Source organism: Streptomyces sp. NA02950, assembly GCF_013364155.1.
Taxonomy (GTDB): domain Bacteria; phylum Actinomycetota; class Actinomycetes; order Streptomycetales; family Streptomycetaceae; genus Streptomyces.
Map to the genome: position 1 here is coordinate 1,588,640 of NZ_CP054916.1, position 25,448 is coordinate 1,614,087.

The 25,448-nt window shown below is 72.5% G+C and carries 23 protein-coding genes; 12 read left to right on the forward strand and 11 right to left on the reverse strand.

Annotated features, from left to right (window positions below; translation table 11 throughout):
• Nucleotides 1–70: 70 nt before the first annotated feature.
• The 3 genes from HUT19_RS06380 to HUT19_RS06390 all read left to right on the forward strand — a co-directional run bounded on the left by HUT19_RS06380 (nucleotide 71) and on the right by HUT19_RS06390 (nucleotide 3,404).
• The gene (locus HUT19_RS06380) at nucleotides 71–1,099 is read left to right on the forward strand and encodes a hypothetical protein (protein ID WP_176179515.1); all 1,029 of its coding nucleotides are present in this window, start codon (nucleotides 71–73) and stop codon (nucleotides 1,097–1,099) included.
• A gap of 73 nt (nucleotides 1,100–1,172) precedes the next feature.
• A complete protein-coding gene (locus HUT19_RS06385) occupies nucleotides 1,173–1,712 on the forward strand; it encodes a hypothetical protein (protein ID WP_217712244.1) in 540 nt (179 codons plus the stop codon).
• A gap of 36 nt (nucleotides 1,713–1,748) precedes the next feature.
• Entirely contained in the window at nucleotides 1,749–3,404 is a 1,656-nt protein-coding gene (locus HUT19_RS06390) for a carboxylesterase/lipase family protein (protein WP_176179516.1), read from the forward strand.
• An 18-nt stretch (nucleotides 3,405–3,422) separates the two neighbouring features.
• Here HUT19_RS06390 and HUT19_RS06395 read toward each other — a convergent pair whose 3' ends face one another.
• The gene (locus HUT19_RS06395) at nucleotides 3,423–4,649 is read right to left on the reverse strand and encodes an ROK family protein (RefSeq protein WP_176179517.1); all 1,227 of its coding nucleotides are present in this window, start codon (nucleotides 4,647–4,649) and stop codon (nucleotides 3,423–3,425) included.
• 56 nt (nucleotides 4,650–4,705) lie between these two features.
• On the opposite strand from HUT19_RS06395, the gene HUT19_RS06400 reads away from it, so the two are divergent.
• From HUT19_RS06400 to HUT19_RS06420, 5 genes are all read left to right on the forward strand, one after another.
• Nucleotides 4,706–5,896, forward strand: a complete 1,191-nt coding sequence (locus HUT19_RS06400; protein ID WP_176179518.1) for an MFS transporter — start codon at nucleotides 4,706–4,708, stop codon at nucleotides 5,894–5,896.
• A gap of 82 nt (nucleotides 5,897–5,978) precedes the next feature.
• The gene (locus HUT19_RS06405) at nucleotides 5,979–6,719 is read left to right on the forward strand and encodes a maleylpyruvate isomerase family mycothiol-dependent enzyme (RefSeq protein WP_176179519.1); all 741 of its coding nucleotides are present in this window, start codon (nucleotides 5,979–5,981) and stop codon (nucleotides 6,717–6,719) included.
• Between the two features lie 57 nt (nucleotides 6,720–6,776).
• Nucleotides 6,777–7,262: a DUF4442 domain-containing protein gene (locus HUT19_RS06410; RefSeq protein ID WP_176179520.1), complete on the forward strand. Its 486-nt coding sequence runs from the start codon at nucleotides 6,777–6,779 to the stop codon at nucleotides 7,260–7,262.
• A gap of 62 nt (nucleotides 7,263–7,324) precedes the next feature.
• Nucleotides 7,325–7,570, forward strand: a complete 246-nt coding sequence (locus HUT19_RS06415) for a DUF6332 family protein (protein ID WP_176179521.1) — start codon at nucleotides 7,325–7,327, stop codon at nucleotides 7,568–7,570.
• Between the two features lie 229 nt (nucleotides 7,571–7,799).
• Nucleotides 7,800–7,964, forward strand: coding sequence for a hypothetical protein (locus HUT19_RS06420; RefSeq protein ID WP_176179522.1), 165 nt, complete (start codon nucleotides 7,800–7,802; stop codon nucleotides 7,962–7,964).
• 31 nt (nucleotides 7,965–7,995) lie between these two features.
• Here HUT19_RS06420 and HUT19_RS06425 read toward each other — a convergent pair whose 3' ends face one another.
• The 3 genes from HUT19_RS06425 to HUT19_RS06435 form a co-directional block, all read right to left on the reverse strand.
• Nucleotides 7,996–8,661 carry a response regulator transcription factor gene (locus HUT19_RS06425; RefSeq protein WP_176186548.1) on the reverse strand — a complete coding sequence of 222 codons (666 nt, stop codon included), beginning with the start codon at nucleotides 8,659–8,661 and terminating at the stop codon, nucleotides 7,996–7,998.
• 14 nt (nucleotides 8,662–8,675) lie between these two features.
• Nucleotides 8,676–10,037: a sensor histidine kinase gene (locus tag HUT19_RS06430; RefSeq protein ID WP_176179523.1), complete on the reverse strand. Its 1,362-nt coding sequence runs from the start codon at nucleotides 10,035–10,037 to the stop codon at nucleotides 8,676–8,678.
• A 739-nt stretch (nucleotides 10,038–10,776) separates the two neighbouring features.
• The gene (locus tag HUT19_RS06435; protein WP_176186550.1) at nucleotides 10,777–11,964 is read right to left on the reverse strand and encodes a geranylgeranyl reductase family protein; all 1,188 of its coding nucleotides are present in this window, start codon (nucleotides 11,962–11,964) and stop codon (nucleotides 10,777–10,779) included.
• A 208-nt stretch (nucleotides 11,965–12,172) separates the two neighbouring features.
• Here HUT19_RS06435 and HUT19_RS06440 point away from each other — a divergent pair, with 208 nt between their 5' ends.
• On the forward strand, nucleotides 12,173–13,606 hold the full coding sequence (locus tag HUT19_RS06440) for a dipeptidase (RefSeq protein WP_176179524.1): 1,434 nt from the start codon (nucleotides 12,173–12,175) through the stop codon (nucleotides 13,604–13,606).
• A 32-nt stretch (nucleotides 13,607–13,638) separates the two neighbouring features.
• Here the strand turns inward: HUT19_RS06440 and HUT19_RS06445 are convergent, their stop codons facing one another.
• From HUT19_RS06445 to HUT19_RS06460, 4 genes are all read right to left on the reverse strand, one after another.
• On the reverse strand, nucleotides 13,639–14,757 hold the full coding sequence (locus HUT19_RS06445; protein WP_254885463.1) for an NUDIX hydrolase: 1,119 nt from the start codon (nucleotides 14,755–14,757) through the stop codon (nucleotides 13,639–13,641).
• 124 nt (nucleotides 14,758–14,881) lie between these two features.
• Nucleotides 14,882–15,808, reverse strand: a complete 927-nt coding sequence (locus HUT19_RS06450) for a carbohydrate ABC transporter permease (protein WP_176179525.1) — start codon at nucleotides 15,806–15,808, stop codon at nucleotides 14,882–14,884.
• Nucleotides 15,805–16,722, reverse strand: a complete 918-nt coding sequence (locus HUT19_RS06455; protein ID WP_176179526.1) for a carbohydrate ABC transporter permease — start codon at nucleotides 16,720–16,722, stop codon at nucleotides 15,805–15,807. Before HUT19_RS06455 ends, HUT19_RS06450 begins: the two co-directional genes overlap by 4 nt.
• A gap of 12 nt (nucleotides 16,723–16,734) precedes the next feature.
• Complete coding sequence (locus HUT19_RS06460) at nucleotides 16,735–18,018, reverse strand: ABC transporter substrate-binding protein (RefSeq protein WP_176179527.1); 1,284 nt, start codon at nucleotides 18,016–18,018, stop codon at nucleotides 16,735–16,737.
• Nucleotides 18,019–18,435: 417 nt separating this feature from the next.
• Between HUT19_RS06460 and HUT19_RS06465 the strand changes: the two genes are divergently transcribed.
• On the forward strand, nucleotides 18,436–20,310 hold the full coding sequence (locus HUT19_RS06465; protein WP_254885464.1) for an NPCBM/NEW2 domain-containing protein: 1,875 nt from the start codon (nucleotides 18,436–18,438) through the stop codon (nucleotides 20,308–20,310).
• 67 nt (nucleotides 20,311–20,377) lie between these two features.
• Here the strand turns inward: HUT19_RS06465 and HUT19_RS06470 are convergent, their stop codons facing one another.
• Nucleotides 20,378–22,108 (reverse strand): serine/threonine-protein kinase, encoded by a 1,731-nt coding sequence (locus tag HUT19_RS06470; protein WP_254885465.1) that lies wholly within the window; start codon nucleotides 22,106–22,108, stop codon nucleotides 20,378–20,380.
• Nucleotides 22,109–22,182: 74 nt separating this feature from the next.
• The gene (locus HUT19_RS06475) at nucleotides 22,183–23,157 is read right to left on the reverse strand and encodes an ROK family protein (RefSeq protein WP_176179530.1); all 975 of its coding nucleotides are present in this window, start codon (nucleotides 23,155–23,157) and stop codon (nucleotides 22,183–22,185) included.
• A 133-nt stretch (nucleotides 23,158–23,290) separates the two neighbouring features.
• On the opposite strand from HUT19_RS06475, the gene HUT19_RS06480 reads away from it, so the two are divergent.
• Nucleotides 23,291–24,355 carry a LacI family DNA-binding transcriptional regulator gene (locus HUT19_RS06480; protein ID WP_176179531.1) on the forward strand — a complete coding sequence of 355 codons (1,065 nt, stop codon included), beginning with the start codon at nucleotides 23,291–23,293 and terminating at the stop codon, nucleotides 24,353–24,355.
• A gap of 101 nt (nucleotides 24,356–24,456) precedes the next feature.
• Nucleotides 24,457–24,897 carry a hypothetical protein gene (locus HUT19_RS06485; protein ID WP_217712245.1) on the forward strand — a complete coding sequence of 147 codons (441 nt, stop codon included), beginning with the start codon at nucleotides 24,457–24,459 and terminating at the stop codon, nucleotides 24,895–24,897.
• Nucleotides 24,898–25,026: 129 nt separating this feature from the next.
• On the opposite strand, the gene HUT19_RS06490 is transcribed toward HUT19_RS06485, so the two are convergent.
• Entirely contained in the window at nucleotides 25,027–25,410 is a 384-nt protein-coding gene (locus tag HUT19_RS06490; RefSeq protein ID WP_176179533.1) for an SHOCT domain-containing protein, read from the reverse strand.
• Between the last annotated feature and the right edge of the window lie 38 nt (nucleotides 25,411–25,448).

Sequence of the window (25,448 nt, forward strand, 5' to 3'; positions counted from 1 at the left end):
CCCTTGTGCACAGCCTCTTGAGAATCGCGCCACCAGTTCCGGAGAACTGCCCCGGAAAAGGGAGGAAATCGTGTCCTCGAGAAAGATTCCATTAACGGCCGGAGCCATGGCCGTGGCCTGTTCGGTCGGCGCCGCGCTGACCCTCGGCGCCCTCGGCGGCCCGGCCCCCGCGGCGGCACGGGAGACCGCGCCGGATGTACGGCACACCGCCGCCCCGCAGACCACGACCGTACGGTACGGGCCGTTCACCATCCCCGCCGCGGGCGACCACGGCCACGACGACGATCACGGCGGCGGCCACGGCCGGGTCCGGGACGACGACCACGGCAACGGGACGACCCACAACCGCATCACGTTCAACATCAAGAAGCCGTGCGACAACTGCTTCATCACCGGCTTCAAGCCCAATCTCGTCTACCCGGACGGGTCGAACGCGAACGTCAACACGGGGCCGATGCTGCACCACGCGGTGCTGGGCACGCACCGGAGGTCCGACACCGTATGCAAGGGCCCCCAGCGGGTATTCGCATCCGGCAATGAGCGGATGGAAAGCGTCCTGCCGTCCGGTTACGGCGTGAAGGTCAAACGGGGCGAGCGCTGGAACATGCTCTACGACCTGATGAACCATGAGCACAAGGAGAAAACCGTCTACATTTCCATCACCTACACGCACGAGTCGGCGGCGGGCTCACAACTCAAGCCCGTCACCCCGATCTGGATGGACGCCGGCGGTTGTCTCGGCAGCATTTGGGACGCCCCCGAGGGCGTCAGCGAAAAGACCCGGCGGTGGCGTTCCACGATATCCGGGAGGCTTGTGCACATGCGCGGCCACCTCCACCACGGCGGCCACTCCGTGCGGACCGAGAACCTCACCACCGGCAAGCTCCTGTGCAAGGTGGTGGCCACGGAGGGCGGCAGCCCCGAGTTCATCGATCCCCACGGACGCACCGAGATCTCGGACATGCCGCCGTGCAGCGGTGACCCGCTCGGCACGATCCACCGCGGTGACGTCCTCCAGGTCACCGGCAGGTACGAGATCGACGGCCATACGCACGACAACGTGATGGGGATCATGGTCGGCTGGGTGGCCAAGGACTGATCCGCACCGACGAGCCCACGGGGCGGGCCGGTCGTGCCCGCCCCACCGACCACCATCGCCGAGAGGGGGTCCCATGACCCCGCAACGGGTCCGTGGCCCGGTGGCCTGGTGGGTGCTCGGCGCCGCCGACGCGCTCATCTGCCTGGGGTGGGCGGGCAGTGTGTGGGTGGCCTCGCATGTGGAGGCCGACCCCGTACTGCACACCGCCGCGCTCTTCGCCCATCTGGGGGCCCTGGTCCTCGGCATGGGCGCGGTGCTGACCGTCGACTACTACGGGCTGCTGTGGATCCTGGGGCGGCGCACCCTGCGTCAGGTACTGGACTTCATGGGCCCGTTGCACGTGCCCATCTGGACCGGACTGACGGGCCTGGTGCTGAGCGGGGTCATGCTCCACCCCGATCCGGCGGCCCCGCTCACCCGGATCAAGCTGGTGCTCGTCCTGGTGATCGCGCTCAACGGCGTGCACGCCGGGAATCTGCACCGCGGACTGGCCGAGCGGGACGAGCGGCCGCCCGCACGGCGGCTGCTGATACGCGGGGGGATCTCGGCCGTCGTCTCCCAGCTCGGCTGGTGGGGCGCCTTGGGCATCGGGTTCGTCAACAGCCAGTCATGAACGCGAGCGTGAACGCGAGCAACATGAAGGAGACCGATGAGATCCCGCAGTGTGCTCCCTACCGTCATCCGTGCCGCCCTCGCCGTCGCGGCACTGCTGCTGTCGCTCACGGCGGCCCCGGACACCGCGGCCGCTCCGGCAGGACCCGGTCACGGCCCGCTGGTCGTGCGCCCCGCGCAGGGCGCGGTGCGCGGCGCGGCCGGTGACGACGGCGGCCGGGTCTTCCAGGGCATTCCCTTCGCCGCTCCCCCGACCGGAGAGCTGCGCTGGCGCCCGCCCCGGCCGGCAGCGTCCTGGCACGGCGTACGGAACGCCACCGAACCGGCCGGCCCCTGCGCCCAGTTGCCTTTGACGCTGCTCCCGGACGGCGGCCCCGTGCTGCCCGGTGACTCCAACCGGACCGGCAGCACCGCGGAGGACTGCCTGTACCTCAATGTGTGGACCCCGCCCCGCCCGGCGCGCGGGCCCCTGCCGGTGCTGGTGTGGCTGCACGGCGGCGGCAACGCCTACGGCGCCGGAAGCGACTACGACGGCGCCGCGCTGGCCGCGCGGGGGCTCGTCGTGGTCACGGTCAACTACCGCCTCGGGGCGCTGGGGTTCCTCGCCCACCCCGCCCTGTCGGCCGAGAGCGCGGACCGTGCCTCGGGTGACTACGGTCTGATGGACCAGCAGGCCGCGCTGCGCTGGGTACGGCACAACATCGGCGCGTTCGGCGGCGACCGGAACAGGGTCACCCTCGGCGGTCAGTCCGCGGGATCCGTCGACACCTGCCTCCACATCGCCTCGCCGACCGCGAAGCGCCTGTTCCACCGGGCCGTCCAGCAGAGCGGGAGCTGTGCGTCGGAGGATGCCGCCGCCCCGCTCCCCCTGGCCGCGGCCGAGCAGCGGGGACAGAGCTTCGCGGCCTCCATGGGGTGCGCCGATCCGAAGTCCGCGCCGGCCTGCCTGCGCAGGGTACCCGCCACCGAGCTCATCCGCAGTGCCCCGGGAGCCCTGCCCCTGTGGACGGGGAACACCGGGCCGCGCATCCTCCCGGTCGCGCCGCGGCAGGCATGGGCCACCGGCCGGGTGAACACGGTCCCGACGCTGAGCGGCAGCACCCATGACGAGTACCGCTACTTCACCGCGCTGTACGTGGATCTGCTGGGCGGCGGTCCGCTCACGCCCCCGGCCTACGCCGCCTTGATCAGGGCGCAGTACCCGGCCGACGCGGCGGCCGTCCTCGCCAGGTACCCGGCTTCCGCGTACGCGTCCCCGAACCTGGCCTACGCCACCGTCGGCACCGATCAGAAGTTCGCCTGTCCGGCGCGGGCGGACAGCCGCCTGTACAGCGGCCGGACGCCCGTCTACGCCTACGAGTTCAACGATCCCCAGGCGCCGCCGTTCATTCCGGCGCCGCACACCCCCCAGGGCGCCTTCCACGCCTCGGAGCTGGCCTATCTGTTCCCGATGGACGGCGTGCCACCGCTGACCCCGGCCCAGCGCAGGCTGTCGCACACGATGACCGGCTACTGGGCGCGGTTCGCCGCCACCGGCGATCCCAACGGTCCGGGCTCGGCGCCCCGTTGGCCGCGGTACACCGCCGACCGCGACCGCATTCAGGTGCTGGCCCCGGACCGTACCGCGCCCACCGGCGGTTTCGCGGCCGACCACCAGTGCGCGTACTGGCAGCCGCCGTCCCGCGCGCACTGAGGGGACCGTCCGGCGGGATCAGGACGCGCCGAGCGCCGCCAGCGGATCGTCGAGCACCGTCTGCCACGCCAACTCGGCGGCGCCCACCAGGCTGTTGTGGTCCAGTGTGCACGGCAGGATCGGCACGCCCCCGCTGCGTCCCCACAGGCTGCATTCGGCCACCACGGTCCGCAGCCGCTCCGGTTCGGCCTCCACCAGCTCGCGGTGCAGGCCGCCGAGGATGATGCGGTCCGGGTTGAGGATGTTGACGAGTCCGGCCAGGCCCAGGCCGAGGCGGTCGATGAGCAGGTCGGCCGCGGCCCGTACGGACGGGTCGTCGTACTCGTCCCGGAGCAGGTCGCGGGCCTGCTGGAGCAGCGAGACCTCGGGACCCGGTTCGCGCCCGGCCGCGGTGAGGAAGGCGAGCGGATCGGCCTCGACGTCCAGGCAGCCGCGGCTGCCGCAATGGCAGGGCCGGCCCTCGGGGTTGACGGTCAGATGGCCGACCTCGAGGGCCAGTCCCGCGCTGCCCGTGTGCAGCCTCCCGTCGAGCACGAGCGCGCCACCCACGCCCCGGTGGCCGGTGCCGACGCACAGCAGATGCTGGGCGCCGCGGCCGGCGCCGTGGCGGTGTTCGGCGAGTGCGGCGAGGTTGACATCGTTGCCCGCCAGGCCCTCGACCGGCTCCCCGCTGGGGCTGGTGACGCCCGCCGCGGCCAGGCTGCGGGTGAACAGCTCGTGCACCGGGGCGCCCGCGGGCCAGGCGACGTGCAGCGGGTTCAGGGCGGTGCCCTCCGGTTCGGCGACCGCGGACGGGACGGCCAGCCCCGCGCCGATACAGCGGCGACCGGATTCCCGCAGCAGTTCGACCCCGGCCTCGACCACCGCGTCGATGACATGCGCCGGGTCTGCGGGGACGGTCATACAGCCCGGGGCGGTGGCCACGAGCGTGCCGCCGAGTCCGACGAGCGCCGCGCGGAACCCGTCGGCGTGCACCTGGGCGGCGAGCGCTACGGGGCCGCGCGGGGCGATCTCGAGGCGGTGCGAGGGCCGCCCCTGCGCGCCGGCGGAGCCGAGCGGGCGGGAGTCGACCTGGATCAGTCCGAGCGCCTCCAGTTCGGCCGCGACGGCTCCCGCCGTCGCGCGCGTCACCCCGAGCTCGGCCGTCAGCACCGCGCGGGTGGGTGCGCGGCCGGTGTGGACGAGCTCCAGCGCAGGTCCAAGAGCGCTTCGGCCGCGCTCAAGCCTTGTCCGTGTCTGGGTCACGGTCCTATTCTCACTTTGTGCCGACACTAAACAAAACATGGACGGCCGCTTCGGGGATGCCAGCTTCCGTCACCACGGATCGCGGTCTCGCCCGGCTCCGGGCCGCCATCACCGTCTTCTTCGTCCTCGACGGCTTCGTGTTCGCCGGATGGGTGGCGCGGATCCCCGCTATCAAGGAGCAGACCGGCGCGTCGGAGGGTGCGCTCGGACTGGCCCTGCTGTGCATATCGACGGGTGCCGCGGCCACCATGATGGCCACCGGGCGGCTCTGCCGGCGCTTCGGCAGCCATGCCACGACGGTCGCCGCGGCCGCCCTGTTCTCGCTGAGCGTCGCCCTGCCGCCGCTGACGCACTCCGTACCCGCCCTGGGACTGGTACTGCTCGTCTTCGGCACCGGGTTCGGCGGTCTCAACGTCGCCATGAACAGCGCGGCGGTCGACCTCATCGCCGCCCTGCGCCGCCCGATCATGCCCAGTTTCCACGCGGCCTTCAGTCTCGGCGGTGTGGTCGGGGCGGGACTGGGCGGGCTGATCGCCAACCACACCTCCCCCGTCCGCCACCTGGCACTGCTGGCGGCCGTCGGGCTGCTGCTCACGGCGGTCGCCGGACGGGTGCTGACCTCCCTCCCGGCGCCCTCGCGGAAGGCACCGGAGACGGCCGGGACACCGGCGGATTCCCCCGGGCGGCCGAAGGCGGCGCGCCGCCTCGTGGCCGTCTTCGGTCTGATCGCCCTGTGCACGGCGTACGGCGAGGGCGCGATGGCCGACTGGGCCGCACTCCATCTGCGCCAGGACCTCGACGCCTCCGCCGGGGTCGCTGCGGCGGGCTACTCGGTCTTCGCCCTGACGATGACCGTCGGCCGGCTGTCCGGCACAGCACTGGTCGAACGGCTCGGCCGGACACGGACGTTGGTCATGGGCGGATCCACGGCGGCGGCCGGGATGCTGCTGGGCTCGCTCGCCCCGACGGTCTGGCTCGCCCTGCTCGGCTTCGCCGTCACCGGACTCGGCCTGGCCAACATCTTCCCGGTCGCGATCGCGCGGGCGGGTGCGCTGACCGGACCGGCCGGGGTCGCCGCGGCCTCCACCCTCGGCTACGTCGGCATGCTGCTCGGCCCGGCGACGATCGGCTTCCTCGCGGACTGGCTCTCGCTGTCCGTCGCGCTGACCACGGTCTCGGCACTGGCGGCGGTCTCGGCCGTCATCGCCTACGGAACGCGCAACGCCGCCCGTACGAGCGGCGACTGAGCAACCGTCCCGCCGTCCGCCTCCGCCCGTCGGACCGCCGTCGGGCGGCCCGGGTGTCGGTGGCGGCTGGCAGAATCCCGCCATGGACACCAGTGCGCTGATCGACACCCTGGACCACGAGGGACGACTGCTGGCCGACACCGCGGCCGGGGCCGGGCCGGACGCCCCCGTTCCGACCTGCCCCGAATGGCGCGTCCGCGACCTGCTGAGCCATCTGGGGCGGGTGCACCGCTTCGCGACCCGGCTCGTCGCCGAGGGCCTGGCCGGGCCGCCGCCCTTCACCCCCGATCCTCAGCTGGACGGCGATGCGTTGCCCGAGTGGTTCCGCGAGGGACACCGCACCCTGGTCGGGACGCTGCGCGCCGCCGATCCGGGGCTGAGGTGCTTCACCTTCTTCCCCGCGCCCTCCCCGCTGGCGTTCTGGGCCCGGCGGCAGGCCCATGAGACGGCGATCCACCGGGTCGACGCCGAAGCGGCGCTGGGCGTGGACCCCTCACCGGTCGCCCCGGAGTTCGCCGCCGACGGGCTCGACGAGCTGCTGTCCGGATTCCATACCCAGGAGCGCAGCGGGATGCGGACGGACACCCCGCGCACCCTCCGGCTGCGGGCCACCGATCAGAACACGGTGTGGACCGTGTGGCTGTCCGACGGGGTTCCGCGCACCGAGCGCAATGACGACGGGGCGGCGGACTGCGAACTCTCCGGGCCGGTCGGCACGCTCTATTTCGCGCTGTGGAACCGGCTGCCGCTCAGCGCGCTGGACACCGAGGGCGATCCCGAGCTCGCCCGACTGTGGCGGGAGCGCGCGGCCATCGGAGGGTGAGCGAAGCCATCCGATATGGGGTTACCGGAGAGTAACAAAGCATGCTAGCTTCCAGCCATGTCTCGTCGATCGCTGTCCGCACGGACGCTGCGCCACGGAATGAACATGTGGCCGCCCTATCTCTTCGCCGGTGTGCGGGTGCTGCACCTCGCCGACGACTGGAGCAACGCACGGGTCCGGCTGCGGCTGCACCGCCACAACCGCAACTACGTGGGCACCCACTTCGGCGGCTCGCTGTTCGCGATGGGCGACCCGTTCTGGATGCTGCTGACGATGAACCGCCTCGGCCGGGAGTACATCGTCTGGGACAAGGCCGGGGAGATCGAGTTCGTCTCCCCCGGCCGCGGGGACGTCTTCGCCGACTTCAAGCTCACCGAGGACCGGCTCGACGAGATCCGCGAGGCCACGGCGGACGGCGGCAAGGCACTGCCGTGGTTCGAGAACGATGTGGTGGCCGCCGACGGTACGGTCGTGGCACGCGTGCGGAAGCAGCTCTATGTGCGCCGTAAGCGGGGTGCGGAGCAGCGGACCGGCACCGCCTGACCGCGACCGACCGCATACCGCCGACCGCCGACCGCCGACCGGAAAGGCGAGGACTGATACGGATGACCCGACCCCGTGGCCACCGTGACCGCGACGCGCTCACGGTGGAGATCGTCTTCGCCGTTGTCACCGGCGGACTGCTCGCCGTCGTCCTCTTCTTCGCCCTCGCGGGCCCCCACCTCCTCGGCGGCCTGGGCGACGGCCACGAAGGGGTCTGGGTGCGGACCGCCGGGGCGGTGGCCGCCGCCGGATTCGCCCTCCGCGTCGTCCAGGTCCTGTGGTGGCAGCCCCGCAAGAGGCGTGAATGAGCCACGCTGAGCGGGGGCTCTGGTGGTGCGCCGGACCGCGCTGGGACCGCTCGGACCCGCGCTGGTGTGGCGCCACCCGGCCCACGGTGGCGGTCTCCCCGCTGGACCCGGACCGTCCGCTCGCCTTTCCCACCGGTGCGCGACGCCTCTGCGTCGGGGTGCGCCGGGGCGCCCGGCACACCCCGTGCCCGGCCGGTGCCGAGGTGGGCGAGGCGGCCGTCTCGGCGCGGTGCCCGGAGCGCGCGGCTGGACCGCTCGTTCTCCCGCCCGCCTGGTCGCCGCCATCACCGACGCCCTGGCCGGCGTACTGGGCGAGCACATCCGCAAGCAGGTCATCCTGACGGTCGCAGGAGTCCCGGACGGCCGCACCGGAGTCGCCGGCGCGATGGTCTGACGCGCGGTCCGCCGGGCTCGGCACCAGGCTCTCAGCCCAGCCAGCCCGGCCGGACCAGGCCCGATTCATAGGCCAGGACGACGAGTTGGGCGCGGTCGCGGACGCCCAGTTTGACCATGGTGCGGCTCACATGGGTCTTGGCGGTGAGCGGGCTGACGACCAGCCGGCGGGCGATCTCCTCGTTGGACAGGCCGATGCCCACCAGGGCCATCACCTCGCGCTCCCGCTCGGTCAGTTCCGCGAGCACCGAGGCGGGCGCGGGTGCCTTCGAACGGGCCGCGAACTCGGCGATCAGACGGCGGGTGACACCAGGCGAGAGCAGGGCGTCGCCCTCGACCACGGCGCGTACGGCGCGAAGCAGTTCATCCGGCTCGGTGTCCTTGACGAGGAAGCCGGAGGCGCCCGCGCGGATCGCCTCGAAGACGTACTCGTCGAGTTCGAAGGTGGTCAGCATGACCACCTTCACCTCCCCCAGCGCGGGGTCCTCGGTGATCCGGCGGGTCGCGGCCAGCCCGTCGAGCAGCGGCATCCGGATGTCCATCAGGACGACGTCGGGGCGCTGCTCGCGCACCGAGGCCAGCGCCTGTTCACCGTCGGCGGCCTCGCCGACCACCTCGATGTCCGGCTGGGCGGACAGCAGGGCGCGGAAACCCGCGCGGACCAGGATCTGGTCGTCGGCCAGCAGTACCCGGATCACCTGGCTCACCCCGCTCACGGTCTCTCCTCCTCCGGCGTGGCCGCCACCGTACCGGCCGGGCGGCCCAGCGGGATGCGGGCGCGGACGCGGAAGCCGCCGTCCGGGCGCGGGCCCGCCTCGACCGTGCCGCCGAAGGCCGCGGCCCGCTCGCGCATGCCGACCAGGCCGTTGCCGCCGCCCGGCCTCCGGTCCACGGCGCCCTCCCCGACACCGTCCCCGGTCGCCGGGCCCTCGTCGTCCACCCGCAACTCCAGCTCGTCCGGGGACCAGCGGAGCCGGACCCGGGCGGTCCGGGAGCCGGAGTGGCGGACGACGTTGGTCAGCGCCTCCTGGACGATCCGGAACGCGGCGAGGTCGGTGCCCGGCGGCAGTGCGGTGCGTACGCCCTCCTCCGCCACCTCCACCGTCAGCCCCGCGCTCGCCGCCTGCTCGGTCAGCTCGCCCAGCCGGTCCAGACCGGGCGCGGGCGAACGCGGCGCGGCGCCGGACGTCCGCAGCGTGTCCAGCACCTGCCGGACCTCGCCCAGCGCCTCCTTGCTGGCCGCCTTGATGGTGGTCAGCGCGGTACGGGCCTGTTCGGGGTCCTGGTCGAGGAGGGCGAGGCCCACCCCCGCCTGGACATGGATGACCGAGATGCTGTGGGCGAGGACGTCGTGCAGTTCGCGGGCGATCCGCAGCCGCTCCTCGTCGGCCCGGCGGCGTGCCGCCGCCGCCCGCTCGGCCCGCTCCCGGGCCCACTGCTCACGCCGTACGCGGACGAGTTCGGACGCGGCGACGATCGCCGTCGCCCAGGCCGCGACCCCCAGCTCCTGCCCCCAGGACGCCGGGCCGTCCCCGCTCGGCGGCAGCCAGCGGTAGAGCCAGTGCCCGATCAGCAGGTGGCCCGCCCACAACAGCCCCAGCGCGCTCCACGCGGCGATCCGCTGCCCCGCGGCGACCGCGGCCAGGCAGGCGATCACCACGCTGAGGAAGACCGGGCCGTACGGATATCCGGCGCCGAGGTAGACCAGGGTCACCGCCGCCGTGCCGAACACCGCGAGGCGCGGGTGCGAATGGCGTACGAGCAGCAGCGCGGGCCCGGCGAGCAGCAGCGCGAAGCCGAGCGGACCGAGGTCCGGCCGGGCGGGCTGGTCGTGTGCGGCGAACCGGGTGCCCACGAGCTGGACGACCGCGACGGCGGCCGAGGAACGCCACGGCAACCGTTCGCCGTGCCGCGGCTGCGCCCCCTCCCCGGCCCACCACGGGCCCCGGCCACGCGGCCAGGGGGGCCCGAAGGGGCGGTGACCGGACGGCGGCCGCCAACGGCCCCGTCCGGCCCGGCCCCGCCCTCCGGCCCGCCCTCGGCGCGGGTCGCGTTCCCCCGGTGAATCGTGCATACCCGCCACGCTAGACGGCTCCGACCTGCCGCGTCGTCCACCCGACGCGGTGCCCCGGCGTACTCCCCCGGGAGTAGCCCACCGCACGTCCTCCGGGCCCCGACACCGCCAGAGCGCCGCGGCGGCTCCGCGGCCGCCAGATGAGGGCCCGGGGGTGAACGAACGGGCGCGTCCGGGCCCCGCCCGCCCGGGCGGCGGCCGAGCGGCACCGGGCCGCCGGTCTGCCCGGCCGACGATCACCCGCGCCAGCGGACGGACGGCACCCCGAGCCGCCGCGGGCCAGGCGAGGCCGCCGGATGGATGGCTCCATCCACCTGCTACCCCCACGCTGCGGCCGGGCCGCCCGGCCGACGGCTGCCGCCCGCGCGCGACGCATCCGCGCAGGCAGTCAGCCGAACTCCGCACGGCCGACGCCGCCACGCACCGGCGCACAACCAGCCGGACGGCGCGCCGGGTCCCACGCGGCGGCGCGCCCGACGGTGCCCCCACCGGAGACGGCGGGACCACGCGCCCCGGGCCCAATCCGCCACGAACCGCCCGGGGCTCCGCGGACGGTCCGTCCCGCCGGGACGGACCGGAACCTACCCCGCGAGGCGGCCTCGCCGGGTGCGGTTCGCTGGCGCCCCGAAGGGGCGGGTGCTGTGTCGATGTGCGGCTCCGCCGCGTGGGCGCGGCCGGCCACGACGCAGCCGCGGACGAACGACCGCGCCTCGCGGCACGTCCCGCGGAGCACTGGGGCTCAGCCGCGGTCCATCGCCATCAGGGCGCGGCGGGCCGCGGGGTGGGTGCGGACGAGTTCGGCGAGGGTGGTGGTGCCGCGCGTGATCTTGGTGAACGCGCGCCAGGCCGGGCGGAATCCGGTGATCGCCGCGTGGAACACCCCGGGGCGGCGGGCGAAGGCCGCGTACATTCGGCGGCCGACGCCCATCTCCGCACCCAGCCCCGCCTTGATCGCGAAGGCGTAGTTCAGGGCCTGGCGGCGGGCGTCGACCGCGTCGTGGGCCTCGGCGATGCGGACCGCCCACTCCCCCGCGAGGCGGCCCGAGCGGAGGGCGAAGGAGATGCCCTCGCGGGTCCACGGCTCCAGCAGACCGGCCGCGTCCCCGCACACCAGCACCCGGCCCCGGGAGAGCGGGGAGTCGTCGGAGCGGCAGCGGGTGAGGTGGCCGGAGGAGACGCTCGGTTCGAATCCGGCGAGGCCGAGCCGGGCGATGAAGTCCTCGAGGTAGCGCTTGGTCCCGGCGCCCTCGCCGCGCGCGGAGATGACACCGACGGTCAGGGTGTCGCCCTTGGGGAAGACCCACCCGTAACTCCCGGGCATGGGGCCCCAGTCGATGAGGACCCGGCCCGCCCAGTCCTCCGCGACGGTCGGCGGGACCGGGATCTCGGCCTCGAGGCCGAGGTCCACCTGGTCCAGCTTCACCCCGACATGGGCCCCTATACGGCTGGCGCTGCCGTCCGCGCCGACCACGGCACGGGCGAGCAGCGTCTCGCCGTCGGCGAGCACCACGGCGACGGTGCGGCGGTCCGGCACCGAGGGGCCGTGCTGTTCGACGCGGGTGACGGCGGCACCGGTGCGCACCCGGGCACCCGCGTCCTTGGCCGCCTCGACGAGCCCGGCGTCGAACTCCGGACGGTTGATGAGGCCGAAGAGCGCCTGCTTGGAGCGGCGGGTACGGGAGAGCTTGCCGTTCATCGAGAAGGTCACCGCGTGCACCCGCTCGCGCAGCGGCAGTTCGAAGCCCGGCGGCAGGGCTTCGCGGGACGGACCGATGATGCCGCCGCCGCAGGTCTTGTAACGGGGCAGTTCGGCCTTCTCCAGCAGCAGCACCCGGCGGCCCGCGCAGGCGGCGGCGTAGGCCGCGGAGGCACCCGCGGGGCCCGCGCCGACCACCACCACGTCCCACGCCGACTCGTCGCCCGGCACTGCCGAAGGCCTGGCCGGGGACTCCCCGTTCCGGTCCGTGTTGTCGCTGCTCACGTGTGCTTCCGCTCCCACTCGGCCGACCTGATCACCCTGCGTTCCCCCACCGTCCGCATCCTACGGCGCGGTGGTGCGCGAACCCGCTGTGGGATGATCGCGGCACCGGATCAAGCCGTACACACGTGCCCATCACAGCACAGGAGTGTCCCCCATGGAGCATGCACCACACCTCCCGGCCACACACCGCGAGGACAGCGCGGACCGCGCGGACCACGCGAACCGCACGGACCACGCCGCGCTCGCCGCGACCGTCGCCGCCCTCCAGCCGCGCGCCAAGCGCGAGCTGGCCGAATTGGTGGCGTTCAAGTCGGTCGCGGACCCGGCGCAGTTCCCGCGCAGTGAGTGCGAGGCGGCCGCGCGATGGGTGGTGGAGGCGCTGGCAGCCGAGGGGTTCCAGGACGTGGCGCTGCTGGACACCCCCGACGGCACCCAGTCCGTGTACGGGCTGCTGCCCGGCCCGGCGGGCGCGCCGACCGTACTGCTCTACGCGCATTACGACGTGCAGCCGCCGCTGGACGAGGACGCCTGGCACACCCCGCCGTTCGAGCTGACCGACCGCAACGGCCGCTGGTACGGACGCGGCGCGGCGGACTGCAAAGGTGGCTTGATCATGCACCTCACCGCCCTGCGTGCGCTCAAGGAGCACGGCGGTGTCCCGGTCAGCGTCAAGGTGATCGTGGAGGGTTCGGAGGAGCAGGGCACCGGCGGTCTGGAGCGTTACGCGCAGGCGCATCCGGAACTGCTGGCCGCCGACGCGATCGTGATCGGTGACGCGGGCAACTTCCGGGTGGGGCTGCCGACGGTGACGGCCACCCTGCGCGGGATGACGCTGCTGCGGGTGTCGGTGGACACCCTCGAAGGCAATCTGCACTCCGGCCAGTTCGGCGGGGCGGCCCCGGACGCGCTCGCCGCGCTGATCCGGATGCTGGACTCGCTGCGCGCGGAGGACGGTTCGACGGCGGTCGAGGGGCTGGCGTCGGACGCGGTGTGGGAGGGGTTGCAGTACACGGAGGAGGACTTCCGCAAGGACGCCAAGGTGCTGGACGGGGTCGAGCTGATCGGCTCGGGTACGGTCGCGGACCGCATCTGGGAGCGTCCGGCCGTCACGGTGATCGGCATCGACTGCCCGCCGGTGGTCGGCGCGACCCCGTCGGTGCAGGCGAGCGCGCGGGCGCTGGTGAGCCTGCGGGTGCCGCCGGGGGTGGCCGCGGACGAGGCGAACCGGCTGCTGGTCGAGCATCTCCGGGCCGCGGCGCCGTGGGGCGCCCGGGTCGCGATGGAGCAGGTCGGCGAGGGCCAGCCGTTCCGCGCGGACACCGGCAGCCCGGCGTACGAGGCGATGCGGGCGGCGATGCGCGTGGCGTACGACGGCCAGGACATGGCGACCGCGGGGCAGGGTGGCTCGATTCCGCTGTGCAACACGCTCTCCTCGCTGTATCCGGAGGCGGAGATTCTGCTGATCGGGCTGAGCGAGCCGGAGGCGCAGATCCACGCGGTCAACGAGAGTGTCTCGCCGGAGGAGTTGGAGAAGCTGTCCCTCACCGAGGCGCTGTTCCTGACGTCGTACGCGGCGGGCAGGGGCTGACGCGCTGGGCGGCTTCGGCCGTTCCCGGGCGCTCACCCCGCCGGCCGCGGCAGCCCGGCCGGCGGACCGGCCGGTCCGCGGGCCAGGCCGGCTTCCAGGGCGGCCGCGTCCAAGGGGGGACCCGCGGGGACGCCCGCCTCGAGGTAGAGCGGGCGGCCCTGTGCACGGGCGCGCAGCGCCCACCGCAGCCGGTGCAGCCGTACCGGCGGGAGCATCCCGGCGGCCTCGCTCTCGGTGACGAAGCGCCAGCCGCGCAGTTCGGAGCCGGGGAGCAGCAGGTGGCGTACGGCCTCCGCGGTGAGGCGGCCGCCGTCGAACAGCAGCCGCAGACCGCCGAAGCCGGGCGGCTGGGGCCGCTCCCAGTCGGCGACCAGCAGCCGCAGCGGGGCGTCGAGCCGGACCCCGAGTTCCTCGGTGACCTCCCGTACTCCGGCGCACATCGGGGGCTCACCCGGCTCGACCACTCCGCCGGGGAATTCCCATCCGGGCTTGTAGGTGGGGTCGACGAGCAGCACCCGGTCGTCCTCGTCGAAGAGCAGCACCCCGGCCGCGAGGGTGGCGGCCGTCGGCTCGGGGGTCTGCACGATGTCGCAGTTCCCGGCGCCGTCGCGGACGGCGTCCGCGATATGCGCGGCCGTCTGGCGCGGGGTGAGCCCGGTGGTGTCCACGACATGGGCGTCGGTGGTCAGCCAGCCCAGGGCGGCGCGGTAGGGCGCGAGGTGGTCCAGGCACCGGCGGCGGACGGACTCGCCGGCGTCCGCGTCGCCCGGGATCCCCTCGCGCTCGGCTATTCGCTCGCGAAGGATCGTTTCATCGGTATGCAGCAGGACATGCCGGACCGGTATCCGACGGGCGGCGAAGCCACCGAAGATCTCATCCCGGTACTCCTGTCTGAGGACCGTCATCGGAACCACCAGCGGCCCCCCGACCTCCGCGATCAGGGCCGCTCCGGTGTCCACGACCAGCCGCCGCCAGGAGGGCAGGTCCTGGTAGTCGGACACCTCTTCCAGGCGCTTGCGCGGCAGCAGCCGCCGCAGACCGTTCCCGACCAGCTCGGGGTCGTAGAACGTGCTGCCGGGCATGAAGTCCACCAACTCGCGGGCCGCGGCGGTCTTGCCCGCGCCGAACGCACCGTTCAGCCAGACGATCACATTTCCCCCTATTCCATCGCCTCCTGACAGTTGCCCGCATCACCCTGTCACGGAAACGCGCAATCGCACCGGAGCGCTGGATCGCGCCGCCGCGGGCACCGCGGCGGCGCGAAGGGGGAGCGGCTCAGCCCTTGCTGGCGCCGAGGGTGAGCCCGGCGATGAAGTGCCGCTGGAGCAGCAGGAAGACCAGCACCGTGGGCAGCGCCACGAGCACCGAACCCGCGGCCAGCAGGTTGTAGTCGGTGAAGAACTGCCCGCGGAGGTTGTTCAGGGCGGAGGTGACCGGCAGCTTCTCCCCGTTGGAGATGAAGACCAGCGCCCACAGGAAGTCGTTGTACATCCAGGTGAACTGCAAGGTCCCCAGGGCCGCCAGCGCCGGGCGGCACAGCGGAACGGTGATCCGCCAGTACTGCGTCCACACCCCGGCGCCGTCCACCCGCGCCGCCTCGACGATCTCCATCGGCAGTGTGCGCATGAAGTTGGCGAGGACGAAGACGCAGAAGCCGACCTGGAAGGCGACCTGGACGGCGAGCACCGCCCAGTAGGAGTCGTACATCGTCATCGAGTCCGACATCCAGTACGGCAGGTCGATCTTGTTGAAGAGCACATAGAGCGGGGTGACGATCACCTGCTGCGGCAGCAGGTTCCCCGCCGTGAACACCATCAGCAGCACCAGTCCGCCGCGCATCTGGAGCCGGGTGACCGCGAAGGCGACGAACGAGGCCAGGAACAGGGTCAACAGCACCCCGGGCACCGCGATGATCAGCGAGTTGACGAAGTACTTGCCCATGCCCGAGTCGCTGAACGCCTGCTTGTAGTAGTCGAACGACAGATGGCGCGGCAGCGAGAAGTAGCCGTGCTCGGCGGTCTCCTCGTACGGGCGCAGCGAGGCGTAGACGGCGAGCAGCAGCGGGGCGAGGAAGGCCAGTGAGACGGTCATCAGGAAGGCGTGCACGCCGAGCCTGCCGGGACGCACCCGGGGACGCTTGCGCTGGGCCGGTTCCGCGGGGGCGTCGGCCCGTACGGGGGCCGTCCGCGTGGTGACGGTCATCCCTTCTTCTCCCCTCGCAGCTCCTGGACCAGATAGGTCACGATGAATCCCAGGGACACGGTGAGCAGGACGACGGCGACGGCGGATCCGAATCCGATTCTGCTGGCCTCACCGATGATGTTGTCGGTGACCAGGACGGAGAGGAGTTCGAGTCCGTTGCGGCCGTGATTGATGGCATAGACGATGTCGAAGGCGCGCAGCGCCTCGATGACGGTGATGACCAGGACGATCACATTGACCGGCCGCAGGGTGGGCAGCACGATCCGGAAGAACGTCTGGACCTCGCCGGCTCCGTCGATCGCCGCGGCTTCCTTGAGCGAGGCGTCCACGGACTTCAGCCCGGCCAGATAGAGGATCATCACATACCCGGTGTGCCGCCAGGCCGCGGCGATGAGCACCATCCAGATATTGAGGTCGGGGTCGCCGAGCCAGTCCACCGGATTGTCCTCGTTGCCGAGGACGGCGTTGAGCGCGCCCTGGTCCCGGGAGAAGACCAGCTGCGCCATGAAGCCCACGATGGCGAGCGAAAGGACCACCGGCATATAGATGGTGGACTGGTAGACCCGGCTGAAGCGGACGCCCCGGTCGATGAGCACCGCGAGCAGCAGCCCGAAGGGTGTGGCGACAAGACCGAGGAAGGCCAGCCAGAGCACATTGTTGCGAACGGCGGGCCAGAACGGCGGATAGTCGCTGAAGAGGGCCTGGTAATTGTCCGTGCCCACCCATTTGATGTCGCCGATCCCGTCCCAACTGGTGAAGGACAGGCCGATGGAGGCCAGGGTCGGGCCCCAGATGAGGGCCAGATCGATCAGGATGGGTATGCCCAGCAGCACGCCGATGACGGCGAGGTCGCGGTTGGAGAACTTCCGCGGCCCCGTCCGTCGTCCGGCACGCCGCGCGGTCTTGAGCGGCACTGCGTGATTCTCCTAGCTGGCGGCGAAGATGGTCTTCTTCTGGGACTCGATGTCCTTGGTGAGACCGTCGATGTCGTCGGGCTTGTTGATGAACTGCTGAATGGCCCGGATCATGACCTGCGAGGCGAAGTCGGGCCGGGTGTCGCGGTCCATGAACTGGGAGATCTGCTTGGCGCCGGAGACCAGTTCGGCGGCCTTCTTCTGGAGCGCGTTGTAGGAGCCGGTGGACGCCTCCTTGTGGACCGCGACATTGTTCGGGTCCCGCATCAGGTACTTCTCCTCGGCGGCCGGAGTCGCGAGGTACTTCAGCAACTCCTTGGCCTCCTTCTGCTTCTTCGACTTCTTCGACAGCAGGAAGCCGTCGATCGGGGCCTCGACCGCGTCCTGGCCGTAGCCGGAGTCGATCTCCGGGAAGGGGAAGAAGTCGAGATCGGACCGGTCGGCGTCGGAGAACTGCTGGCCCGGGTGGGGCAGTCCGAAGACCGCCATCCCGGACTTCTTCTGCGCCAGGCTCTGCGCGGCCTCCTGCCAGGTCCGTCCGTTGGCGCCCTTCTGGTGGTACGGCATGAGGCCGCGCCACAGGTCGAAGACGTTTTTGACCTTGGGATCGGTCCACGACTCCTTGCCGCTCATCAGGGAGATGTGGAAGTCGTAGCCGTTGGCGCGCATGTTGAGGTAGTCGAAGGTGCCCATGGCCGGCCAGCCGTCCTTGTCGCCGAAGGCGAAGGCGTCGAGGCCGTCCTTGTCCATGCGCTTGGCGAGGGCCCGGTACTCGTCGAAGGTCTTGGGTATCTCGTAGCCGCGCTGCTCGAAGACACTCTTCCGGTAGAAGACCGCCCACGGGTAGTAGTAGTACGGCACGAAGTACTGCTTGCCGTCCTCGCCCGTTGACTGCTTCTTGAGCGCCCCGGAGAACCCGTCGAAACCGTCCCAGAGGTCGCTGATGTCGGCGAGCAGCCCCTGCTGGGCGAAGAACTGCATGCGATATCCGGCGAACCACATGAAGACGTCGTCCGGAGTGCCCTTGAGATAGCGGTTGATGTTCTCCTGGAACGACTCGTGGTCAACGGTGTTGACCTTGACGTCCTTGCCGGACTTCTTCTCGTACGCCTTGAACACCTCGGCGAACGCCTTGCGCGGCACGGCGTCCGAGGCGTTGGAGCCGATCTTCACTTCCTTGCCCGGCCCGCCGCAGGCGGTGAGCAGCGTCGGGAGGGCGACCGCCCCGGCTCCGGCCGCGGTGCCCCGAAGCAGCGCACGGCGGGAGATCCGATGTTCTGACGATGACTGTGCCATGTCCCCCTCCACGGAGGTTAAATCCAACACAAACGAACGCGAGTGAAGGGATCACACCCCCCGGAAGCCCCCTCGTCAAGGGTTTTGGCGAGCTATCGCACAACTGTTATCAGTTCGCTTCCAACATACTCCAACATGGTCTACCGTAAACGCTCGCAGATGTCGCTGCCATGACAGGTCGCGGACACGCGTCGAGGACAGAGGAGCCGCACGGTGCGCCATTCTTCTCTTCGTACGACCCGGTGGACCCGGGCAAGATTCATAGGATGTCTGGGAGCAGCCGTCCTTACCGCGGTGGGCCTGGCCCTCCCCGCCACCGCCCAGCCGTCCCCTGCCACCAAGGCCACGGGCGGGCTATCCGCCTCGCGGGCCCCAGCGTCCACAGCAGACAAAGACGGGCTCGCGCTCACCCCTCCGATGGGTTTCAACAACTGGAACTCCACCCACTGTCGTGACGAGTTCAACGAGGAGATGATCAAGGGCATCGCCGATCTCTTCGTCTCCAAGGGGCTGAAGAAGGCCGGCTACGAGTACGTCAACCTCGACGACTGCTGGGCGCTGCCCGAACGCGACGGGAACGGCAAGCTGGTCCCGGACCCCAAGCGCTTCCCGCACGGCATCAAGGCCCTGGCCGACTACGTCCACGACAAGGGGCTGAAGCTCGGTATCTACACCAGCGCGGGCACCCACACCTGCGACCGGCTCGGCTTCCCCGGAGGGCTCGGCCACGAGGAGTCCGACGCCCGGCAGTTCGCCGACTGGGGCATCGACTACCTCAAGTACGACAACTGCAATAACCAGGGCGTCGACGCCAAGCAGCGCTACCGCGCCATGCGCGACGCGCTGAAGAAGGCGTCCGATGCCACCGGCCGCAAGATCGTCTACAGCCTCTGCGAATGGGGTGAGAACAAGCCCTGGGAGTGGGCCGCGGACGTCGGCCAACTCTGGCGCACCACCGGCGACATCAGTGACAACTGGGGCAGCATGCTGTCCATCGCCAAGAAGAACCTGTCGCTCGCCCCGTACGCGGGCCCCGGCCACTGGAACGACCCGGACATGCTCGAGGTCGGCAACGGCGGGATGACGGACACCGAGTACCGCAGCCACTTCTCCCTCTGGTCGGTCATGGCCGCACCGCTGCTGATCGGCACCGATCTGCGCAAGGCCACCCCCGAGACCTACACCATCCTCAGCAACCGCGAGGTCATCGCCGTCGACCAGGACCGGCTGGGCAGGCAGGGGAAGGTGATCTCCACCAAGGACGGCCGCTGGGTCATCGCCAAGGAGATGAAGGACGGCAGCCGCGCCATCGCCCTGTTCAACGAGACCGACCGGCCGCAGCACATCTCCACCACGGCGGCCGAGGCCGGGCTGCCCGACGCCCCGGCGTACAAGCTGCGCGATCTGTGGCAGCACCGCGACTACCAGACCGCCGGTACCGTCTCGGCCACCGTCCCGGCCCACGGCACCGTACTCTACCGCGTCTCCGCCGACCGGGACTGGGCCGCCTACCCGCCCGCCGCCGAACTCGGCCTGCACGGCACCACGCTGGCCGAGGCGGGGTCCTTGGCCGAGTGGGACACCACGTTCACCAACCTCGGCCGCGGCGCGGCCCGTTCGGTCGCCGTCGAGCTCACCGGCCCGGCGGGCTGGGGCGTCAGGGCCACCTCACCGTCCGGTGCTTCCTCGCTGGGCTCCGGCCGGACGCTGACCACGCACTGGCGGCTCACCCCGCCCGCCGACGCCAAGCCCGGGGCGTACGACCTCACGCTGCGGGCCGGCTACCGCTCACCGCGCGGCGCCAAGGGCGAAGCGGTGCTGCCCTCGACGGTCCATGTGGTGGTGGCACCGCCCGCCGGAAACTCCTCCGCGGGCGATCTGCCGTGGGTGAGCGCCACCAACGGCTGGGGCCCGGTGGAACGCAACACCAGCGTCGGTGAAGAGGCGGCGGGCGACGGCCATCCGCTGACCATCGGCGGCACCACCTACGCCAAGGGCCTGGGCGCGCACGCCCCGAGTGAGATCACGTACTACACCGGCGGCCGGTGCTCGACGTTCACGGCGAAGGTGGGCGTGGACGACGAGAAGAGCCAGGCGGGCAGCGTCACCTTCGAGGTGTGGGCCGACGGCACCAAGGTGGCCTCGACCGCCACCCTGACCACCGCCGACGCCGCCAAGGCGGTCTCCGCCGCGGTCGACGGCGCTCGGACCGTACGGCTCGTGGTGACCGACGCCGGTGACGGGAACAACAGCGATCACGCCGACTGGGCCGACGCGACGCTCAGTTGCTGACGTCCAGTGGCCCCAGCTCGCTGACGTCACCCCCCCAGGCGGGGCCCCTTCCCGCCCCTGCCCCACCTCAGCACACGGGCAGCCCGGGAAGGGGCTCGTCGTTCCCGCCGCCCTTGACGTAGACGGCGCTGACGTACACGTTCCGGTTGCCGCTGTCGTCGTCGGTCCTGGCCCACCAGACGTTCGTCCAGGAGCCGTAGCGCTCACGGCGGTCCAGCTTCTCCTGGCAGTAGAAGTAGTTCACCCCGTGGCGCAGGGTGCCGGCCGTCTCACCGCTCCTGGTGTACGACGTGGCGTCGCGCCACACCTCGCAGTTGAACGTGCCCCCGCCGATGTCACGGCAGGCCGTCCCCGAACCGGGGTCCGGGGCCGGCGAACCGCCGCCGGAGCCGCCCGCCCCACCGCTGTCACCATCGCCCGTCGCGCCGCCGCCCTCGCCGCCGTCCGAGCCCCGGCCGGAGCCGTCCTCGCCGTCGCCGCCCGTGCGCTCCTCGTCCTTGGCGCCGTCCCCCGTTCCGCCGCCCCGGTCCTCCGGGGTGTGCGAGACGGACGGTGCGGCACTGTCACGCGGCTTCGCCTCACCGGTGTCCCGTGTCTTCCCGCCCTTCGGCGACGCCGGGTGCGAGGCCTCCGGCGACGGCCGCTCCGGTCCGCCCGCCGAGGTGTCGCCCTCGCCGCCCACCAGCGCGTAGGTGATCCCGCCGGCGATGAGCAGCACGGCCGCCGCCGCACCCGCGACCAGCGCCCCGCGCCGTCCGCGGCGCGGGCTCCGGGTGCCGGGGTCCGGCGGGGTCTCCCGCCGGGTGCCCGTCGTACCGCGCTCCCCGCCGCCGGCCGGCGGCGCGACGGCGGGCGGCGGGCCGAACCCGGGCGCGGCGGCCGCGACATCGGGCGCCGTCGGGGTGCGGGTCCCCGGCGGCGGGCCCGGCGCCACCGCCGGTGCCTCCCCGGCGGCCACGGCCTCCAGCAGCCGCCGCGCCTCGGCGGCCGACGGCCGCGCGTGCGGATCCTTGTCCATCAGCGCCCGCAGCACCGGCGCCAGCGGTCCGGCCCGCCGCGGCTCCGGCAGTGGTTCGGTGACGATCGCGGTGAGCGTCGACCACACCGAGGTACGGCGGAACGGCGAGGAGCCCTCCACCGCCGCGTACAGCGTCATGCCCAGCGCCCAGACGTCCGAGGCCGGCCCCGGCTGCTGCCCCTGGGCGCGCTCGGGCGCGAGATAGTCCAGCGAACCGATCAGCTCACCGCTGCGGGTCAGCTTGGTGGACGCGCCGTCGTCGGGAGCCTCCATGCTCGCGATGCCGAAGTCGGTGAGGACCACCCGGCCGGAGCGGTCCAGCAGCACATTGCCCGGTTTCACATCCCGGTGCAGCACCCCGGCGTCATGGCCCGCGTCCAGCGCGTCCGCCACCTTCGCGCCGATCTCCGCGGCCTCCCGGGGGCCGATGACCCCGCGCTCGTCTATCACGTCGTCGAGCGACGGGCCGTCGATCAACTCCATGACGATGACCGGCAGTCCGTCCTCGTCGGCGACATCGTGCACGGTGATCACGCCGGAGTGCCGGATCCGGGCCGCCGCCCGTGCCTCACGCCGCATCCTGGTCCGCAGATCGGCCAGTTCGGCCGCGGACGCGTCGGTGTAGGCGCGCAGCACCTTGACCGCGACCTCCCGGCCGAGCACATCGTCCACGGCGGTGCAGACCACACCCATACCGCCGCGGCCGAGCTGTCCCGTCACCCGGTATCGCCCGCCCAGCAGCCTGCCGGTCAGGTCGCCGCCGCTCTCCCCCGGTGCCACCGTTCTCCCCCTCATCGCGCTCATCGCGCCTGGTTCCGGGCAGACAGCTTAGGGGCAGCGGGTGACAGCCGGATTCAACCGCCGGTCACGGACGTGCTCGTGGGACGGAACCCCTCCAGCCGCAGTTCCTGGGCCGCCGCGGCGGCGGCGCCGACCAGTCCCGCGTCGGTGCCCATCTGCGCCGGGACGACCTCGAGACCCTGGACGTACGACAGGGTCGCGTAGGAGCGCAGGGCGCGCCGCAGGGGCGCGAAGAGCACCTCGCCCGCGCCCGCCACCCCGCCGCCGACCACCGCGACCTCGATCTCGACCAGTGCGGCGGTCGCGGCGATCCCGGCGGCCAGCGCCTGGGCCGCGCGGGCGAAGGAGGCCCGCGCGACCGGGTCACCGGCCCGCGCGGCGACGGCGACGGCTTCGGCGGTGGTGTCCCCGTCCGGGCCCGGGCGCCAGCCGCCGTCCAGGGCCCGGCGGGCGATGTTGGGGCCGCTGGCGATGCGCTCGACGCAGCCGCGCGCCCCGCACGGGCACGGATCCCCGTCGAGGTCCACGCTGATGTGGCCGATGTGCCCGGCGTTGCCGGTGGGGCCCCGGTGCAGCCCGCCGCCCAGCACCAGTCCGCCCCCCACACCGGTGGACACCACCATGCACAGGGCGGCGGTACGCCCGCGGGCCGCGCCCTGCCAGTGCTCGGCGGCCGTCATCGCCACCCCGTCCCCGACGAGGGTGACCGGCAGTTCGCCGGTGGTCTCCCGGACCCCGGCGACCAGCGGGAAGTCGCGCCAGCCGGGGATGTTGACCGGGCTGACGGTGCCGACGGAGGCGTCCACCGGGCCCGCGCTGCCGATCCCGACGGCGGCCACCCGTGCCCAGTGGCCGGTGGCCGACAGCTCCCGCAGCACCGCGGAGACCTCCCGCATCACCGTGGCGCCGTCCTCCCGCGCGGGGGTGGCCCGGCGGGCCCGTACGACCGGGGTGCCACTTCCGTCCACCAGAGCGCCCGCGATCTTGGTCCCGCCGATGTCCAGTGCGGCGATGAGGTCACATGGCATGGATGTCGACTCTCCTGGTGGGCCGGGCGCCAAGGGTGTGCGGGACCAGTCTTCCCTGCGGCTGACAACGTTGTCCAGAGGCTATGCTCGACACCGCTTCCGCCACCACGACCAGCGACGGGACGAGCGCACCGTGACCGACACCGCCCCGGCCCCCGCCGGCCGCACCACCGCACACCGCTACGGCACCCGGCCCACGATGAAGGACGTCGCCGCCCGAGCCGGGGTCGGGCTGAAAACCGTATCGCGCGTGGTCAACGGCGAGCCGGGGGTCACCCCGGACACCGAGCGCCGCGTCCAGGAGGCCATCACCGCGCTCGGCTTCCGCCGCAACGACAGCGCCCGCATCCTGCGCAAGGGCCGTACCGCCAGCATCGGCCTGGTGCTGGAGGATCTGGCCGACCCCTTCTACGGACCGCTGAGCCGCGCCGTGGAAGAGGTCGCGCGCGCCCACGGCGCACTGCTGATCAACGGCTCCAGCGCCGAGGACCCCGAGCGGGAGCAGGAGTTGGTGCTCGCCCTGTGCGCCCGGCGGGTGGACGGTCTGGTGGTCATCCCGGCCGGGCACGACCACCGCTATCTGGCCCCGGAGATAGCGGCGGGGGTGGCCACGGTCTTCGTCGACCGCCCGGCGGGCCGCATCGACGCCGACGCCGTGGTCTCCGACAGCTTCGGCGGGGCGCGGGAGGCCGTCGCCCATCTGATCGCCCACGGCCACCGCAGGATCGGCTTCCTCGGCGACCAGCCGAGCATCCACACCGCCGCCGAACGGCTGCGCGGCTATCGGGCCGCGATGGCCGAGGCCGGGCTGCCGGTCCGGGACGCCTGGGTCTCGCTGGGCCCGACCGACCCGGCGCGGGTGCGGGCCGCGGCCACCGCCGCGCTGGACGCCGCGGAGCCGGTCACCGCGCTCTTCGCGGGCAACAACCGGGTGACGGTCACCGTCGTCCGGGTGCTCGCCGAACGGGCCGCGCCCGCGCCCCCGGTGGCCCTCGTCGGCTTCGACGACTTCGAGCTGGCCGATCTGCTCTCCCCCGCCGTCACCGTGGTCGCCCAGGACGCGGCCCAGCTCGGCCGTACCGCCGCCGATCTGCTCTTCCGCCGCCTGGACGGCGCGGGCGGCGAACCCCGCCGGGTCGTCCTGCCGACGCGGCTGATCCCCCGCGGCTCCGGCGAGCTGCCCCCGGCCGTGTCCTGAACGGACCCGCCCCGGTTGCCGCGCCCCCCGGACGCCCGCAGGGTGGGGGCGGAGGACCGGGACCCGGCCGCCGGGACGAGGGAGACGCGATGAACGGGCGCATGACGCGGACGATCTGCGCGGTGAGCCTCATGGCCGTGCTGGCGCCGGCCGCCGCCGGCTGCTCGGACGAGGGTGGCACCCCGTCGTCCGCGGTGTCCCGGGCCTCCGCCGCCGTGGCGTCGGCCACCGCGTCGGCCCAGGCCGAGCTGGACAAGATCAAGGGTGGGGAAAAGGCCACCCGCGATGTGAAGGCGGGCTCGGTGTCGCTCAACGGCCAGGGGCGGGCCGTGGCCCATCTGACCGTCACCAACTCCGGTGAGCGGGCGGCCTCCTACGCGATCCTGGTGAACTTCCGCAACGCCGACAAGGATCTGGTCGACGCGGTCGTGGTGACCGTCTCCTCGGCCAAGCCGCGCACCCCCGTGAAGGCGACCGCGCGCAGCCACCGGAAGCTCACCGGAAAGATCACCGCACAGGTCGGCACCGCGGTGCGCTACTGAGCGCTCCGCGGTGCCGATCTGCCGGGAGGTGCGGTCGTCCGTCCGCGGCTGCGTCGTGGCCGGCCGCGCCCACGCGGCGGAGCCGCACATCGACACAGCCCCGCGCCCCTTCGGGGCGCGACCGACTCCTCAGGCGGCGAGCACCTTGGCCTTGGCCCGTTCGTACTCCTCGGTGGTGATGTCGCCGTGGTCCTTGAGCTCCACCAGCCGTGACAGCTCCTCCGCGCGACCGGTTCCGGCGGTCGTGCGCACGAACTCCCGGAAGTCCTCCTCGGCCTTCTCCGCCCGCGCCATCTGGCGCTGTCCCATGCCCTTGCCGCGGGCCATGAGATACACGAAGACTCCGAGGAAGGGCAGGATGACCACGAAGACCGTCCAGCCGGCCTTGGCCCAGCCACTCAGCGAGTCATCGCGGAAGACGTCGCCGAAGACGTGGAACAGCAGGATCAGCCACAGGACCCATAGGAAGATCCACATCGTGGTCCAGAACACATTCAGCAGTGGGTAGTCCATCGTCTGCCTCCCGTCGGACACGCCCGGCGGGACCACGA

Bases quoted from the DNA above. Each gene is read 5' to 3' on its own strand.
- HUT19_RS06490 (WP_176179533.1), bottom strand. From the start codon at position 25,410: ATGGACTACCCACTGCTGAATGTGTTCTGGACCACGATGTGGATCTTC.
- HUT19_RS06385 (WP_217712244.1), top strand. From the start codon at position 1,173: ATGACCCCGCAACGGGTCCGTGGCCCGGTGGCCTGGTGGGTGCTCGGC.
- HUT19_RS06430 (WP_176179523.1), bottom strand. From the start codon at position 10,037: ATGCACGATTCACCGGGGGAACGCGACCCGCGCCGAGGGCGGGCCGGA.
- HUT19_RS06415 (WP_176179521.1), top strand. From the start codon at position 7,325: ATGACCCGACCCCGTGGCCACCGTGACCGCGACGCGCTCACGGTGGAG.
- HUT19_RS06450 (WP_176179525.1), bottom strand. From the start codon at position 15,808: ATGACCGTCACCACGCGGACGGCCCCCGTACGGGCCGACGCCCCCGCG.
- HUT19_RS06475 (WP_176179530.1), bottom strand. From the start codon at position 23,157: ATGCCATGTGACCTCATCGCCGCACTGGACATCGGCGGGACCAAGATC.
- HUT19_RS06400 (WP_176179518.1), top strand. From the start codon at position 4,706: ATGCCAGCTTCCGTCACCACGGATCGCGGTCTCGCCCGGCTCCGGGCC.
- HUT19_RS06390 (WP_176179516.1), top strand. From the start codon at position 1,749: ATGAGATCCCGCAGTGTGCTCCCTACCGTCATCCGTGCCGCCCTCGCC.
- HUT19_RS06460 (WP_176179527.1), bottom strand. From the start codon at position 18,018: ATGGCACAGTCATCGTCAGAACATCGGATCTCCCGCCGTGCGCTGCTT.
- HUT19_RS06465 (WP_254885464.1), top strand. From the start codon at position 18,436: ATGGGTTTCAACAACTGGAACTCCACCCACTGTCGTGACGAGTTCAAC.
- HUT19_RS06410 (WP_176179520.1), top strand. From the start codon at position 6,777: ATGTCTCGTCGATCGCTGTCCGCACGGACGCTGCGCCACGGAATGAAC.
- HUT19_RS06440 (WP_176179524.1), top strand. From the start codon at position 12,173: ATGGAGCATGCACCACACCTCCCGGCCACACACCGCGAGGACAGCGCG.
- HUT19_RS06485 (WP_217712245.1), top strand. From the start codon at position 24,457: ATGACGCGGACGATCTGCGCGGTGAGCCTCATGGCCGTGCTGGCGCCG.
- HUT19_RS06405 (WP_176179519.1), top strand. From the start codon at position 5,979: ATGGACACCAGTGCGCTGATCGACACCCTGGACCACGAGGGACGACTG.